General features: G+C 68.2%; 11 protein-coding genes. 5 read left to right on the top strand and 6 right to left on the bottom strand.

All coding sequences use genetic code 11. From position 1 onward, the window contains the following. Window positions 1-129: 129 nt before the first annotated feature. On the bottom strand, window positions 130-1,191 hold the full coding sequence (locus ABDW31_RS15470) for a diguanylate cyclase (RefSeq protein ID WP_184719503.1): 1,062 nt from the start codon (window positions 1,189-1,191) through the stop codon (window positions 130-132). 192 nt (window positions 1,192-1,383) lie between these two features. Between ABDW31_RS15470 and ABDW31_RS15465 the strand changes: the two genes are divergently transcribed. Then, window positions 1,384-2,841, top strand: a complete 1,458-nt coding sequence (locus ABDW31_RS15465) for a coniferyl aldehyde dehydrogenase (protein WP_184719505.1) — start codon at window positions 1,384-1,386, stop codon at window positions 2,839-2,841. Window positions 2,842-2,873: 32 nt separating this feature from the next. Further along, complete coding sequence (locus ABDW31_RS15460; protein ID WP_343699090.1) at window positions 2,874-4,025, top strand: DUF563 domain-containing protein; 1,152 nt, start codon at window positions 2,874-2,876, stop codon at window positions 4,023-4,025. On the opposite strand, the gene ABDW31_RS15455 is transcribed toward ABDW31_RS15460, so the two are convergent. Together ABDW31_RS15455 and ABDW31_RS15450 are read right to left on the bottom strand one after the other, a co-directional pair. Continuing rightward, window positions 4,020-4,310 (bottom strand): aa3-type cytochrome c oxidase subunit IV, encoded by a 291-nt coding sequence (locus ABDW31_RS15455; RefSeq protein ID WP_184719509.1) that lies wholly within the window; start codon window positions 4,308-4,310, stop codon window positions 4,020-4,022. The two genes, ABDW31_RS15460 and ABDW31_RS15455, sit on opposite strands and share 6 nt — an antisense overlap. A gap of 164 nt (window positions 4,311-4,474) precedes the next feature. After that, on the bottom strand, window positions 4,475-6,067 hold the full coding sequence (locus ABDW31_RS15450; RefSeq protein WP_184719511.1) for a DEAD/DEAH box helicase: 1,593 nt from the start codon (window positions 6,065-6,067) through the stop codon (window positions 4,475-4,477). A 198-nt stretch (window positions 6,068-6,265) separates the two neighbouring features. On the opposite strand from ABDW31_RS15450, the gene ABDW31_RS15445 reads away from it, so the two are divergent. Further along, window positions 6,266-6,559, top strand: a complete 294-nt coding sequence (locus ABDW31_RS15445) for a succinate dehydrogenase assembly factor 2 (protein WP_184719513.1) — start codon at window positions 6,266-6,268, stop codon at window positions 6,557-6,559. A gap of 21 nt (window positions 6,560-6,580) precedes the next feature. Then, window positions 6,581-10,048, top strand: a complete 3,468-nt coding sequence (gene mfd / locus ABDW31_RS15440; RefSeq protein WP_184719515.1) for a transcription-repair coupling factor — start codon at window positions 6,581-6,583, stop codon at window positions 10,046-10,048. Here the strand turns inward: mfd and ABDW31_RS15435 are convergent. The 3 genes from ABDW31_RS15435 to ABDW31_RS15425 all read right to left on the bottom strand — a co-directional run bounded on the left by ABDW31_RS15435 (window position 10,045) and on the right by ABDW31_RS15425 (window position 12,637). Beyond that, the gene (locus tag ABDW31_RS15435; protein ID WP_184719517.1) at window positions 10,045-10,569 is read right to left on the bottom strand and encodes a CcdC protein domain-containing protein; all 525 of its coding nucleotides are present in this window, start codon (window positions 10,567-10,569) and stop codon (window positions 10,045-10,047) included. The two genes, mfd and ABDW31_RS15435, sit on opposite strands and share 4 nt — an antisense overlap. A gap of 33 nt (window positions 10,570-10,602) precedes the next feature. Continuing rightward, window positions 10,603-11,247 carry a DsbA family protein gene (locus ABDW31_RS15430; protein ID WP_184723905.1) on the bottom strand — a complete coding sequence of 215 codons (645 nt, stop codon included), beginning with the start codon at window positions 11,245-11,247 and terminating at the stop codon, window positions 10,603-10,605. Window positions 11,248-11,311: 64 nt separating this feature from the next. Further along, complete coding sequence (locus ABDW31_RS15425; protein ID WP_184723907.1) at window positions 11,312-12,637, bottom strand: PleD family two-component system response regulator; 1,326 nt, start codon at window positions 12,635-12,637, stop codon at window positions 11,312-11,314. 227 nt (window positions 12,638-12,864) lie between these two features. On the opposite strand from ABDW31_RS15425, the gene ABDW31_RS15420 reads away from it, so the two are divergent. Continuing rightward, a complete protein-coding gene (locus ABDW31_RS15420) occupies window positions 12,865-13,992 on the top strand; it encodes a CaiB/BaiF CoA-transferase family protein (protein ID WP_184719519.1) in 1,128 nt (375 codons plus the stop codon). Window positions 13,993-14,025 lie beyond the last annotated feature (33 nt).

Below are 14,025 nucleotides of genomic sequence, written 5' to 3'. Positions count from 1 at the left end.
CATCTCTCTGTTCGTTGGGGAGAGTCTAGGCGCCTGTGCCGTTCGGGAAGGCTAGTGGAAATTTCAAAAAGGAAACGCCGCCGATCGTGAGACCGGCGGCGCGATAGGTAGGTCTTCTGCTGAAGCTGGTTAGGCGGCGTTGGCCGAGGCTGGCATCGACTCCGCGGCGGTGACCCGGTTGCGGCCGCCGCGCTTGGAGGCGTAGAGCGCCGCGTCGGCGCGCTCCATGAGCGAGTGGCCGGTTTCGCCCGCGCGACGGTCGGCGAAGCCCGACGAGACGGTGATGGCGCCCAGGTCCTCGTTGGTCGAGCGACGCTTGAGCATGCGCGAGGAGACCTCGACGCGGATCTCTTCCAGCACCGTGGCGACGGCCGAGGCGGATTCGCGCGGGAAGATCATCGCGAACTCCTCGCCGCCGTAGCGGGCGGCGAAGCGGGGCGGGGCGGCCACACGGCCGATCACCGAGGCGACGTAACGGATGACCTGGTCGCCCGTCTGGTGGCCCCAGGTGTCGTTGAAGCCCTTGAAATGGTCGATGTCGAGCACGGCCAAGCAGATGCTGGAGCCTTGCTCGTCGGCGTCCGAGCAGGCGCGATCCAGCTCGTCGTCGAAGGCCTTGCGGTTGGCCAGGTTGGTCAGGCCGTCGGTGGTGGCGTCGCGGCGGACCTGTTCCAGGTGCTCACGCAGGCGCTCGACCTCCGAGGTCGATTCGGCCAGGCGCGATTCCAGCGACTGGTTTTCCTTGTGCACGCGGCGCGTGGCGTCGGCCAGGTTGGTGACGACGGTCTTGATGGCCTCGACGTCGGTCGACGTATCCAGGCTCTTGCTGGCGCCGGCCAGTTGCTGGCCGAAGGCGGCGTTGGTCTTCTGGGCGTTCTGGATGGCCTTGGAGACCGCTTCCAGTTCCTTCGAGAGAATGTCGCCGGCGTCGCGGATCTGTTCGTTCAGGCGCGCCTTGGGCAGGTAGTGGGCGGCCAGTTCCTCGCTGACCAGCTCGGTCATCGGCTCGCCCAGCGAGATCAGGCGCGTCAGTTCGCGGGCCAGGGCGCCGTCCGGATCGGCCACATAGTGGGTCCAGAGCTCGAAATTCAGCGCGGTCGGCCACACCTGGTGGCGTTCCATCAGTTCCACCGCGCGCGAGGCGATCCGGTAGGCTTCAGGACCGCGCAGGATGGTTTCGACGTCCGACATCTTTCTTCCCCGGCTCGACTTTCCCGTACGGAAAGATCGATCGCTTGGAGCCACACCGTAGTCAGAAGAGTCTTACAGGGCGTTAAGCGCGAACAACGTTCGCTTGCGTGCGCTCTTTCCCTCGCTCATGGTGATCGCCGATAAGATGAGCGCCGCGCGGACGGCGTCGTTCGGGCGGAGGGAGCTAAGACCATGAATGCACCGGTGAATCTGGGATTCGAGGCGCATCGAGCGACCATGAACGACGTTCTCCAGCGTCAGAAGGCCGCAAGCCTGCGCGACGGGCCGCCCAGCGTGGAAACCCGGATCGAGTGGATTAATCGCTCGATCGATCTTCTGGTCGGCCACCAGACCGAGATCGCCCGCGCCATCAACGCCGATTTCGGCTCGCGTTCGCCCGAGGCGACCGCCCTGACCGACGTCGCCGGCTCGATCGGTCCGCTGAAATTCGCCCGCGAGAACGTCGCCAAGTGGATGAAGCCGCAAAAGCGCAAGACGACCCCGGCGATCCTGGGTCTGTTCGGCGCCAAGGCCGGCATCCAGTACCAGCCCAAGGGCGTAGTCGGGGTGATCAGCCCCTGGAACTTCCCGGTCAACCTGACCTTCGCGCCGCTGGCGGGGATCTTCGCGGCCGGCAACCGCACCATGATCAAGCCGTCGGAATACACCCCGGCGACGTCCGAGCTGCTGAAGGCCATGTTCGCCAAGGCTTTTTCGGAGGATGAGGTGGCGGTGTTCGTCGGCGGCCCGGAGGTCGGCGAGGCGTTCTCAGGCCTGGCCTTCGACCACCTGGTATTCACCGGCGCGACCTCGGTGGCGCGTCACGTGATGCGGGCGGCGGCCGAGAACCTAGTGCCGGTGACCCTGGAGCTGGGCGGCAAGAGCCCAGTGATCTTGTCGCGCGGGGCCGACATGGCCACGGCCGCGGCGCGGATCATGAACGGCAAGACCTTGAACGCCGGCCAGATCTGCCTGGCCCCCGACTACGTGCTGGCGCCGCAGGAAGAGGTCGAGACCTTCGTCGCCGAGGCCCAGGCCGCCGTCGGCCGCTACTTCCCGACCCTGAAGGACAATCCCGACTACACGGCCCTGGTCGCCCAGCGCCACTACGACCGGGTGAAGGGCTATGTCGATGACGCTCGAGCCAAGGGCGCGCGGGTCATCGAGATCAATCCCGGCGGCGAGGACCTGTCGCAGCAGGAGCACCGCAAGATCGCCCCGACCCTGATCCTGGATCCCACCGACGACATGAAGGTGATGCAGGAGGAGATCTTCGGCCCGGTGCTGCCGGTGAAGACCTACAAGACCGTCGACGAGGCCGTGGACTATGTGAACGCCCATGACCGGCCGCTGGCCCTCTACTGGTTCGGCACCGACGAGGCCGAGAAGGAGCGGGTGCTGAGCCGCACCACCAGCGGCGGGGTCACGGTCAACGATGTGATCTTCCACGTCGCCCAGGAGGACCTGCCGTTCGGCGGCGTCGGCCCGGCCGGCATGGGGGCCTATCACGGCCACGACGGCTTCCTGGAGTTCAGCCACCGCAAGGCCGTCTTCCAACAACTGAAGAAGGACATCGCTCCGATGCTGGGCCTGCGCCCGCCGTACGGGGAGGGGATCCGCAAGTACCTGGCCGGTCAGATCAAGAAGTAGCCATTTGAGGCGCGGCATGCTCCAAGCGGCGCATGACCGCGCCGCTGCCTCTGCGCCTGATCGTCGAAGCCCAGGACCTGCCGCCGCTGCTGCTGGACGCCCTGCGCGAGCGCTTTACTCGGGGCGAGACCGGCGTCGCCTGGCTGCCGGCCACCGACGCCTCGGACGGCGCGCCGGCGGGCCGGATCGGCGGGTCCCAGGCCAAGGCCTGGCCGCATGACATCGACACCCCGCCGCCGGTCAATGCGCCAGCCCTGTGCGCGATCGGCGAGAGTTGGTGGTTCCCGCGCTACGGCGGGCTGATCGGGACCGACGGCGCGCTCTACAACGCCACCATCGTCGAGGCGCGGCAGGGTTCGCGGGATCTGTCGGCCCTGCCAGGCGTCACCGACGACGCCACACACTTCACCCCGCCGACCGATGCGCCGTTTATAGAAAGCGGCGCGGTGTTCCTGCCCTGGGGCGGCACGTTCAACTACGGCCACTTCGTCATCGACGCCCTGACGTCTCTGCTGGCGCTGGAGAAGGCTGGCCTACTGAACGAGACGCCGGTGCTGGCCCCGCCGCTCACGGCCTGGCAGCGCGACCTGATCGCCATGGCCTTTCCGGGCCTGGAGGTCCGCGAGATCGACGCCCCGGTCGTGCGGCTTGGCCGGGCGGCCTACGCCACTAGCATGGATCATTTCCTGCACCATCCCAACGCCTTGCTGGCCGAGGTGGCCGAGCGGGTGCTGTCCCGCGCGCCGGCCGGGCAGAGCGCGCGGCGCGTCTATCTCTCGCGGCGCGGTCAGTCGATGCGGGTGATGGTGGGCGAGGCGGCTTTCGAGACGGCGCTGGCTGCGCGCGGCTTCACCATTGTACGGCCCGAGACCCTGAGCGCCGGCGAGCAGATCGCCCTGATGCGCGAGGCCGAGATCGTGGTCGGCGCCAGCGGCGCGGCCTTGGCCAACGCGGTGTTCCTGCCACGGGGCGCGCGGGTCGTGGAGATCCAGCCGACCAACTTCACCAGCCAGTGGGTGCGGGCGGCCTGCCGTCAGGTCGGCGTCGACTGGCGAGGCTATGTCTGCGCCTCACCATGCCCGCGCTGGCAGGCGCCGCCGCTGGCCCAACTGCGCCGCGGCTTCAAGTTTGCCTATCGGCCGCCGCTGGACGACCTGCTGCGGTTCGTGGACGAGGCGTTATAGGATGCCCTTGCGGCCGCGGGACCAAGGATCCAGCGGCTGCTTCTCCTCGCGCCGGACCATGCCGTAGTAGCCGGCCACCCAGACCAGGGCGAAGACGATCGCGCCGCCCCAGAAGCCACCGGGCGTGGCGAACCACACCGTCAATCCGCTGATCCCGGCCGCCAGGCTCAGCATCGACCAACGCAGCAGCATATTGAAGCCGTGATAGGTTTTCTCGTGCGCGATCAGGTCGGCCTCCTTCGCAGGATCCGGCTCCCGAGCGGCGTTGAAGTCGATGACGGTCATGGGCAGTCCTCCCATTCGTTGGGCGACGCACCGGGCTCCGGCGCGATCAAGCCGAGAACGAGCCCAGGATAACACCGTTCCGAAAGCGCTGCCATCGACGGGGCCCGAAACGAAAAAGGCGCCGGACTGGCCGGCGCCTTTCAAGTCATTCGATCGTGACGCGCTTACTTGCCGCGGGGCGGGCGCGCCAGGAAGGCGGGGATGTCGTTGCCGAAGCCGACCACGCGACGATCGTCGTCGTCGCGGTCGCGGACCGGCTGGACGCCGCGCACTGGGCGCTCGGGACGTTCCGGGCGCTCAGCACGCTCGGGGCGTTCCGAACGGGCAGGGCGCTCGGCGGCTTCGATGGTCGAGGCCGGGGCGGTCGGACGCGGCTCACGCTCGCGCTCGCGGCGCGGCTCACGCTCGCGGCGCGGCTTGCGTTCGCGGGCGGGACGCTCTTCGGCAGGCGCGGCTTCGGTCGCCTCGACAGCCTCGGCTTCGGCCGGGGCCTCGGCGGCGGTCTCTTCCGAACGGCCACGGCCGCGGCCACGACCTGGGCGCTCGCCACGATCGCGGTCGCGATCACGGCCGCCGCGCTTGCGATCGCGGTCGCCTTCGCGCTTCACCGTCACGGCGTTGGAGTAGTCGAGCTCGATCTTCTCTTCGTCCGGCGTCTGGCCGATCAGCTTGATGACCTTGTCGAAGCCCTTGTCGTCGGCCGGGGTCACCAGCATGTAGGCCTCGCCCGTCCGGCCGGCGCGGCCGGTGCGGCCGATGCGGTGGACGTAGTCGTCGGCGTGGTGCGGGACGTCGTAGTTGAAGACGTGGCTGACGGCCGGGATATCCAGGCCGCGGGCGGCGACGTCAGAGGCCACCAGGATCTTCAGCGCGCCCGAGCGGAAGTCCGCTAGGGTCTTGGTGCGCTGGCTCTGGTCCAGGTCGCCGTGGATCGGGGCGGCGTCGAAGCCGTGCACCTTCAGCGATTTAGCGACGATGTCGACTTCGCTCTTGCGGTTGCAGAAGACGATGCCGGTTTCCGGCGCGGCCTTCTCGATCAGGGCCCGCAGCGCCAGGCGCTTGGCCTTGGGGTCCGAGGTCGGGACGCGCAGCAGGCGCTGGGTGATGTTGGCGTTCGTCGTGGCCGGCTTGGCCACTTCGATGCGCACCGGATCCTTCAGGAACTGCTTGGTCAGGCGCGTGATTTCCGGCGGCATGGTCGCCGAGAAGAACAGCGTCTGCTTCTTGGGCGGCGTCATCTTGAAGATGCGCTCGATGTCCGGAATGAAGCCCATGTCCAGCATGCGGTCGGCTTCGTCGACGACCAGGAACTGGACGCCGGTCATCAGCAGCTTACCGCGTTCGAAGTGGTCCAGCAGGCGGCCGGGCGTGGCGATCAGCACGTCGACGCCGCGGTCCAGCTTCTTCTCCTGGTCGCCGAACGACACGCCGCCGATCAGCAGCGCCCATGAGAGCTTGGTGCCCTTGGCGTACTTCTCGAAGCTGGAGGCGACCTGGTCGGCCAGTTCGCGGGTCGGGGCGATGACCAGGGCGCGCGGCATGCGAGCCTTGGCGCGGCCCGACTGCAGCTTGTCGATCAGCGGCAGGGTGAAGGCGGCGGTCTTGCCGGTGCCCGTCTGGGCGATGCCGAGCACGTCCTGGCCGGCGAGGGCCACCGGAATGGCTTGAGCCTGAATGGGGGTCGCAGTGGTATAGCCGGTGTCGGCGACCGCCTGCAGGGTCGTGGGCGAAAGCCCGAGATCGGAAAATTCGGTCATTTACACGCTGGTCTGACGGAGCCGCCCGTGCTTGGGCGAGCGGGCGGCGCGGATTCGCCAGACCTGCTCCGAAGGTGGGGATAAATAGGCCGAAAGTCGGCAAAGTCAATCTCTGCAAGGCTGGCTGAACTCTGCTGACATGTTCGAGCATCCGTTAAGCTGGCGCCTGGGCGAGCACCGCTCTATATCCGCCGACACATGACCATCGACCACGACTCCCGTCTCAAGCGCCTTCGTTTTCGCGCCTGGCACCGCGGCTTCCGGGAAGCGGACCTGATCCTGGGCCCGTTCGCGGATGTTCACGGCCCGAACCTCAGCCCTGAGCAGTTCGACACGCTCGAAACCCTGCTGGAACAGCCGGATCGCGAGATCTACGCCTGGATCGTCGGCCAGGAGCCGACGCCTGAAAAGTTCGAGACCGACGTCCTGGCGATGATCCGCGTGTTCCGGTTCGAAGCGCACGCCGCGCGCCCGATCGGCGACGGCGCCTAAAGCACACTTAGAAGAGACGTCATGGCCTACGACGCCAAACAGATCGCCAAGGCCGCCGGCGGCCTGACCCTGGCCGGCGCGCCGGAGGGTTTCGACGCCCTGGTGATGGCCGACATCGCCCGGGCGCGCGGCGGCCTGACCGCCTTCGTCGCTCGCGACACGGCCCGGGCCGGCGCGTTCATCGACGCCCTGAAGTTCTTCGCCCCCGAGATCGAGGCGGTGCTGCTGCCCTCGTGGGACTGCCTGCCTTACGACCGCATCGGCCCGTCGTCGGGCGTTTCGGCCACGCGGATGGCGACCCTGTCGCGCCTGGCCCGCGGTCTGGGGGACAAAAAGGCCGCTATATTGGTCATCGCCGCGCCAGCACTGCTGCAGCGCGTACCGACCAAGGACGTGCTGCTGCGCGCCTCCTATTCGGCCAAGGTCGGCAACAGCGTCGATATCAAGGACTTGGAGCGCTATTTCGCCGTCAACGGCTACACTCGCGCCTCCACCGTGTCAGAGCGCGGTGAATTCGCCATTCGGGGCGGGGTCATCGACGTTTATCCGCCGGCCGCCGAGGAGCCGGTGCGCCTGGACCTGTTCGGCGACACGCTTGAAAGTATCCGCGCCTTCGATCCCGAGACCCAGCGCTCGACCAAGCAGCTGAAGGAGATCGACCTGCTGCCGGTCAGCGAAGCGCTGCTGGACGCCGACGGCATCTCACGCTTCCGCAAGGGATATGTCGCCGAGTTCGGCGCGCCGGGCGACGATCCGCTGTACGCCGCCGTCAGCGAGGGCGGCCGCCGCGCCGGTCTCGAGCACTGGCTGCCGCTGTTCTACGAGCGGATGTCGACCCTGTTCGACTATCTGCCGGACGGCTCCCTGATCGGCGTCGACCACCAGGCCGCCGAGGCCCGCGACGAGCGCCTCGCGATGATCCAGGACGCCTACGAGGCCCGCGCCAGCGCCGATCGCAAGTCGGCCTACCGCCCCCTGGCGCCCGAGGCTCTGTATCTGACCGCCGCCGAATGGGACCGCGAGCTCACCGACCGCACGCACCGCCTGTTCACGCCGTTCCAACCCCAGGGTCTGGACGTCGTCGATCTGGGCGCGAAGCTCGGCCGGGTGTTCGCCGCCGAGCGGGCTCAGGACAGCGTCAATCTGTTCGAGGCCACCGCCGACCACGCCAAGACGCTGGCCGGGGAGGGCAAGCGCGTCCTGTTCGCCTCGTGGTCCGAGGGCTCGTCTGAGCGCCTCGGGACCATGCTGGCCGACCACGGCCTGAAGAAGGTCCCGTTCGCCGGCTACTGGCAGGCGGCGAAGGCGAACGATCCTAAGACCCCGCAGCGCGTCGTGCTGCCGCTGGACCACGGCTTCGAGACCGATCAACTGGCGGTCATCTCCGAGACCGACATTCTGGGTGACCGCCTCGCGAGGCCGCGGAAGAAGCGTCGCGCCGCCAACTTCCTGGCCGAGGCCAGCGCCCTGACGCCGGGCGACCTGGTCGTGCACATCGACCATGGCATCGGCCGCTACGAGGGGCTGAAGACGCTGGACGTGCAGGGCGCGCCGCACGACTGCCTGGACCTGATGTATGGCGGCGAGGCCAAGCTCTATCTGCCGGTTGAGAACATCGACCTACTGACCCGCTACGGCGCGTCCGATCCTGACAATGTCCAGCTGGACAAGCTGGGCGGCGCGGCCTGGCAAGGTCGCAAGGCGCGGGCCAAGGAACGTCTGCGGGTCATGGCCGAGGGCCTGATCCAGATCGCCGCCGCCCGTTCGCTGAAGTCGGTCGAGGAGACCGACCCGCCGCAGGGCGTGTTCGACGAGTTCTGCGCCCGCTTCCCCTACGAGGAGACGGACGACCAGCTGAGCGCCATCCAGGACATTCTGGAAGACCTGTCCTCGGGCAAGCCGATGGACCGCCTGATCTGCGGCGACGTCGGTTTCGGCAAGACCGAGGTGGCGCTACGCGCAGCCTTCGTCGTGGCGATGAGCGGCAAGCAGGTGGCCGTGGTCTGTCCGACCACGCTCTTGGCCCGCCAGCACTACAAGACCTTCAAGGACCGCTTCCAGGGCTGGCCGGTCAAGGTCACGCGCCTGTCGCGCCTGGTCACCGGCAAGGAGGCGTCGGAGACCCGCGAGGGCTTGGCCAACGGCCAGTTCGAGATCGTGGTCGGCACCCACGCGGTGCTCAGCAAGCAGGTCGCGTTCAAGGACCTGGGCCTGGTGATCGTCGATGAAGAGCAGCACTTCGGGGTCAAGCACAAGGAGAAGCTGAAAGAGCTTCGCGCCGACGTGCACATGCTGACCCTGACCGCCACGCCGATCCCGCGCACCCTGCAGATGGCGCTGTCGGGCATCCGCGAGATGTCGATCATCGCCACCCCGCCGGTCGATCGTCTGGCGGTGCGCACCTATATCAGCCCGTTCGACCCGGTGACCCTGCGCGAGGCCCTGCTGCGCGAGAAGTACCGCGGCGGCCAGTCCTACTACGTCGTGCCGCGTATCAAGGACCTTGAGGACATCGAGAAGTTCCTCCGCACCCAGGTGCCCGAGGTGAAGTACGTCGTCGGTCACGGCCAGATGGCGGCCACCCAGCTGGAGGACGTGATGACGGCCTTCTACGAGGGCCAGTACGACGTGCTTCTCGCGACCACGATCGTGGAAAGTGGGCTGGACATCCCGTCCGCCAACACCCTGATCGTCCACCGCGCCGACATGTTCGGCCTGGCCCAGCTCTATCAGATCCGCGGGCGCGTCGGCCGCTCCAAGGCCCGCGCCTACGCCTATCTGACCACGCCGGTCGAGAAGACCCTGACCCTGTCGGCCGAGAAGCGTCTGCAGGTGCTGCAGTCGCTGGACAGCCTGGGGGCCGGCTTCCAGCTGGCCAGCCACGACCTGGACCAGCGCGGCGGCGGCAACCTGCTGGGCGACGAGCAGAGCGGCCACATCAAGGAGATCGGCGTCGAGCTCTATCAGCAGATGCTGGAAGACGCCGTGGCCGAGCTGCGCCAGCGGCAGGGCCAGGAAGCCCTGATCGAGGACCGGGGCTGGTCGCCGCAGATCAATACCGGCGCGGCCGTGATGATCCCGGACGACTATGTGCCGGACCTGAACGTGCGCCTGTCGCTGTATCGCCGCCTGTCCGAAGCCGAGCAGGCCGCCGATCGCGAAGCCCTGGCCGCCGAGATGATCGACCGCTTCGGCCCGCTGCCGCCCGAAACCGACAGCTTGCTCAAGGTCGTCGCCATCAAGGGCCTGTGCCGCGAGGCCAATGTCGCCAAGATCGACGTGGGGCCCAAGGGCGCTGTGGCCAGCTTCCGGGCCGACACCTACGCCAACCCGATGGGGCTGATGCAGCACGTGGCCAAGAACCACCTGATCTGGAAGGTCCGTCCGGACCAGAAGGTCGTGGTCAAGGGCGAGTGGGACACGCCGGCTCAACGCCTCGATGCGGCCGAGAAGATCCTGTCGGTGCTGGCGCGGCTGGCGAAAGCCTAAGCCGCCGCCTTCGCCGCCCGGGCCGCTTTCAGCAGCGCCCAGGCGCGCAGGGCCATCTCCAGGCGCGAGATGCTGAACAGACTGACGCCCAGCACGACGAAGCCATCGGTCAGCAGGGCGACGCTGAGGTGCATGGCCTCGGCGTGGCTATCCAGCACCGAGCGCAGGGCGAAGCGCGCGACGAACAGCCCCAGCAGGAAGAGCAGGGCGGCCGGCGAGCGCTTGGTGTTGAGGAGGTGAGTTTCGGGATCGATGCTGATCGGGATCAGCTTGCCGCGCATCCAGCCGATGCCCGCGCCGACCGCGAACACCAGGCCCAGCCACAGCCACTCAAGGCCGTGCGGCGGAAACTGCATCAGCAGCGCAAAGGTCGCCAGGACCATCATGGCCGGCAGCACCCACATCCATTCCAGCTTCAGCCGTCGCTCCTGGTTCAGTCGGCGCAGACGGAAGAAGAGCACGAGGCCGACCACCACGCCGGTGATGGCGTAGCTGATCATCTGCTGTTTCGAATGGTCCATGGCGCGCCCCCCGACGACTCTGGTGAGAGGAGATCAGGCCCCGGAAGCCTGGGCCTGGTCAATCGCCTGCACGATGCGCTCGGGCGTTTCGGCGCCGACGACGGCGACCTTGCCGGCGAAGATGGCGAACGGAACGCCCGTCACGCCGCCCTGGACAGCCATGGCGTGCTCACGGGCCACGGCCTCCTTGTCGGCGCCTTCGGCCAGCAGTTGCAGCACCACCAGCCGCTCCATGCCGACGGCTTCGGCGATATCGCCCAGCACCATCGGATCGCCGATGTCGAGACCCTGCTCGAAATAGGCCTTGAACAGCGCCTCGACGACTTGGTCCTGGACGCCGGCCGACAGGCCCCAGCGGATCAGGCGGTGCGCGGCGTTGGTGTTGGGCGCAAATTCGATGGCGTCGAAATTGAAGGCGATGCCTTCATCGGCCCCGCCCTCGACCAGAGCCGCATGCACGGCCTTCAGGCGCTCGGGGTCCTTGAACTTCTGGGCCATATATTCCTTGCGGTCGACGCCTTGCTCGGGCAGCGATGGGTCCAGCTGATAGGCGCGCCAGATCAGCTGGGCCGGAACGTCGGGACGCAGGGCCAGCGCCGATTTCAGCCGTCGCCAGCCCAGATAGCACCACGGACAGACCACATCGGCGACGACGTCGACCAACATGGGCTGGGGCATAGGTTGGGACTGGCTCACGCGGGTCTCCTCGGGAACGCGACTGGACCTAAGACTATATAGGGCGTCAGCCGGCGTCCCGCTTGAGGGCGCTGGAGGCCGCCCGTTCCAGGGCCTTCACCGCGCCTTCGCCGGGCTGGACCTCGGCGACCCCGATGTCGAACTCGCAGACGAACGGCGGGCGGTCCTCACCGGCGTCGAAGGCGGTGCAGCCGATCACGGCGGCGATCCGCTCGGCCGCGGCCTTGGCGGCGTTCAGGTTGGTGGCGGGCAAGGCCAGGGCGAAGACCTCGGTGGCCAGGCGCGCCGGCGTGTCCTCGACGCGCACCAGGCGGCCGACCATCGAGCCGATCTGCGGAATGGCCCGGTCCAGCCAGCCGTTCTGGCGAGCCCAGGCGGTCTCGGGCTTGTCGGCGATGCGCAGCACGCAGATCGACAGCGGCCGGGCGCGCTCGCGGGCGGCCGACGACAACCGCGCCAGGTGGGCGGCGAACAGGTCGCGGGTGAAGAGGCCGGTGGCGGCGTCCATCAGGCCCGAGCTGCGGGCCTTCTCCAGCGCGCCGCGGATGGATTCGCCGCGCCGGAAGCTGCGCGCCAGCTCCATGACACGGACGGCCGTCTCGACCTCGGGCGTCTCGGGCGAGGCCACGTCGGACACGCCGCGATGGAACGCCTCGGACATGGTCACATAGCTCTCGGCCTTCAGATACAGCAGGGCCGGGATGTGGAAGAGGCGGGTGTTGCGGCGCATGCCCGCGGCGATCGACAGGGCTTCCTGTTGGCTGTCGCCAGCCCACAGGACGACGGAGTCGAAGGCCCGCTCGTGCAGATAGTCGAAGGCGGTATAGGCGGTGAAGGCGCCGACCACTTCCGCGCCGCTGCGCTGCAGGGCGTTGGATAGGGCCAGGAATTGCGGGGCTGGCTCGCCGACGGCCAGGATGCGGAACGGCGTCTCGGGGGCTTCGGGCTGTTCCAGCCGGCGGCCACGCTCGCCGAAGGTCTCCAGCCGCAGCTCGAACTCTTCCTCGGCGATGGCGGTGCGGACCAGGGTCTCCAGGCGCAAGGCGGCCTGGGACGGGTGCAGCGGCGGTGACAGGGTCAGGTCGAAGGCCTGGTTGCGATAGTCGCCTTCGGGTTCGCCGATCGCGATGACCGGCAGGCGGCGCGGCGCCACGGCGGCCTTCAGGCGGCGGGCAAGGGTCTGGGTCTCGGGACCGGCGCTGGCCAGGTCGACGATGACGGCTTCGATCGGCAGGTCGCCCAGGGCGGCGAGGGCGGCATAGGGGCCACGCGCGGTGATGGTGCGCCAGCCCAGCCGATCCAGCCCTTCGGCCAGCGGTCCGGCGCGAACGTCGTCGCGCGCCACGATCAGGATCCGGGCGTCAACCGCCAAACCAACCTCCGCCCGAACGCTCGCTTGGTCGGTCATGCAAAACCGCCGAGATTCGACACGGCAACATAGCAGAGGCTCCGCGCGGTCAAAGGTACGGAACGCCGCAGGCTGGGGGTGAATCGAAGTTCGTCGATCCTGTCCCAGCAAGGGCTTGCCTGACCGAACGTCAGGACCGTTCTAGTAGCTCCCGACCGGCCGCGTCGAAGAGCCGACAGGGAGATAACATCATGGGCCAGGGGCCGCTTTCGGGACTGAAGATCGTCGAGTTCGCCGGCATCGGCCCGGGGCCGTTCTGCGGCATGCTGCTGTCGGACCTCGGCGCCGACGTCATCCGCATCGACCGCAAGGGGCAGGGGCGGTCATCGCCGGCTGACATCACCGCCCGTGGCCGCCGCTCGGTGGCGCTGGACCTGAAGAACCCCGAGGCCATCGAGACCTGCCTGAAGCTGCTGGAAAGCGCCGACGGCCTGATCGAGGGCTTCCGGCCGGGCGTCATGGAGCGGCTGGGCCTGGGTCCCGACGTCGCCCTGGCGCGCAATCCCAAGCTGGTCTTCGGCCGCATGACCGGCTGGGGCCAGACCGGCCCCTACGCCAAGGCCGCGGGCCACGACATGAACTACATCGCCATCACCGGCGCGCTGCACGCCATCGGCACGGAGGACAAGCCGGTGCCGCCGCTTAACCTGGTCGGCGACTTCGGGGGCGGGGCGCTCTATCTGGCCTTCGGCCTGCTGGCCGGCGTGATCCATGCCCGGTCGACGGGGCAGGGCCAGGTGATCGACTGCGCCATGAGCGACGGCGCAGCCTCGCTGATGGCCATGTTCTACGGCTTCAAGGCCGGCGGCATGTGGAACGAGGGCCGGCGCACCAACCTGCTCGACGGCGGCGCGCACTTCTACGACACCTACCAATGCGCTGACGGCAAGTGGATCTCGATCGGCTCGATCGAACCGCAGTTCTACCTGCTGCTGCTGGAGAAGACGGGCATCACCGATCCGCAGTTCCAGCATCAGATGAGCCGCGAGGAGTGGCCGGAGCTGCGCGAGAAGCTGGGCGCCGTGATCAAGACCAAGACCCGCGACGAGTGGTGCGCGATCATGGACGCCACCGATGTCTGCTTCGCTCCGGTGCTGGACCTCGACGAGGCCCCCAAGCACGCTCACAACGCCGCCCGCGAGACCTTCGTCGAGCTTTCCGGTGTCACCCAGCCGGCTCCTGCGCCGCGGTTCTCGGCCACGCCGGGCGCGATCCAGGGGCCGCCCCCCAAGATCGGCGCTCACAATGACGAGGCCCTGGGCGACTGGGGTTTCGGGGCCGATGCGATCGCCGGGCTGAAAGCGTCCGGCGCCCTCTAAAGGGATGACTGCCGCGTTCAGGTGCGGTTCAGG

The organism is Caulobacter sp. (assembly GCF_039596335.1).
Classification (GTDB): Bacteria; Pseudomonadota; Alphaproteobacteria; order Caulobacterales; family Caulobacteraceae; genus Caulobacter.
This window is presented reverse-complemented; position numbering and strand designations above follow the sequence as displayed.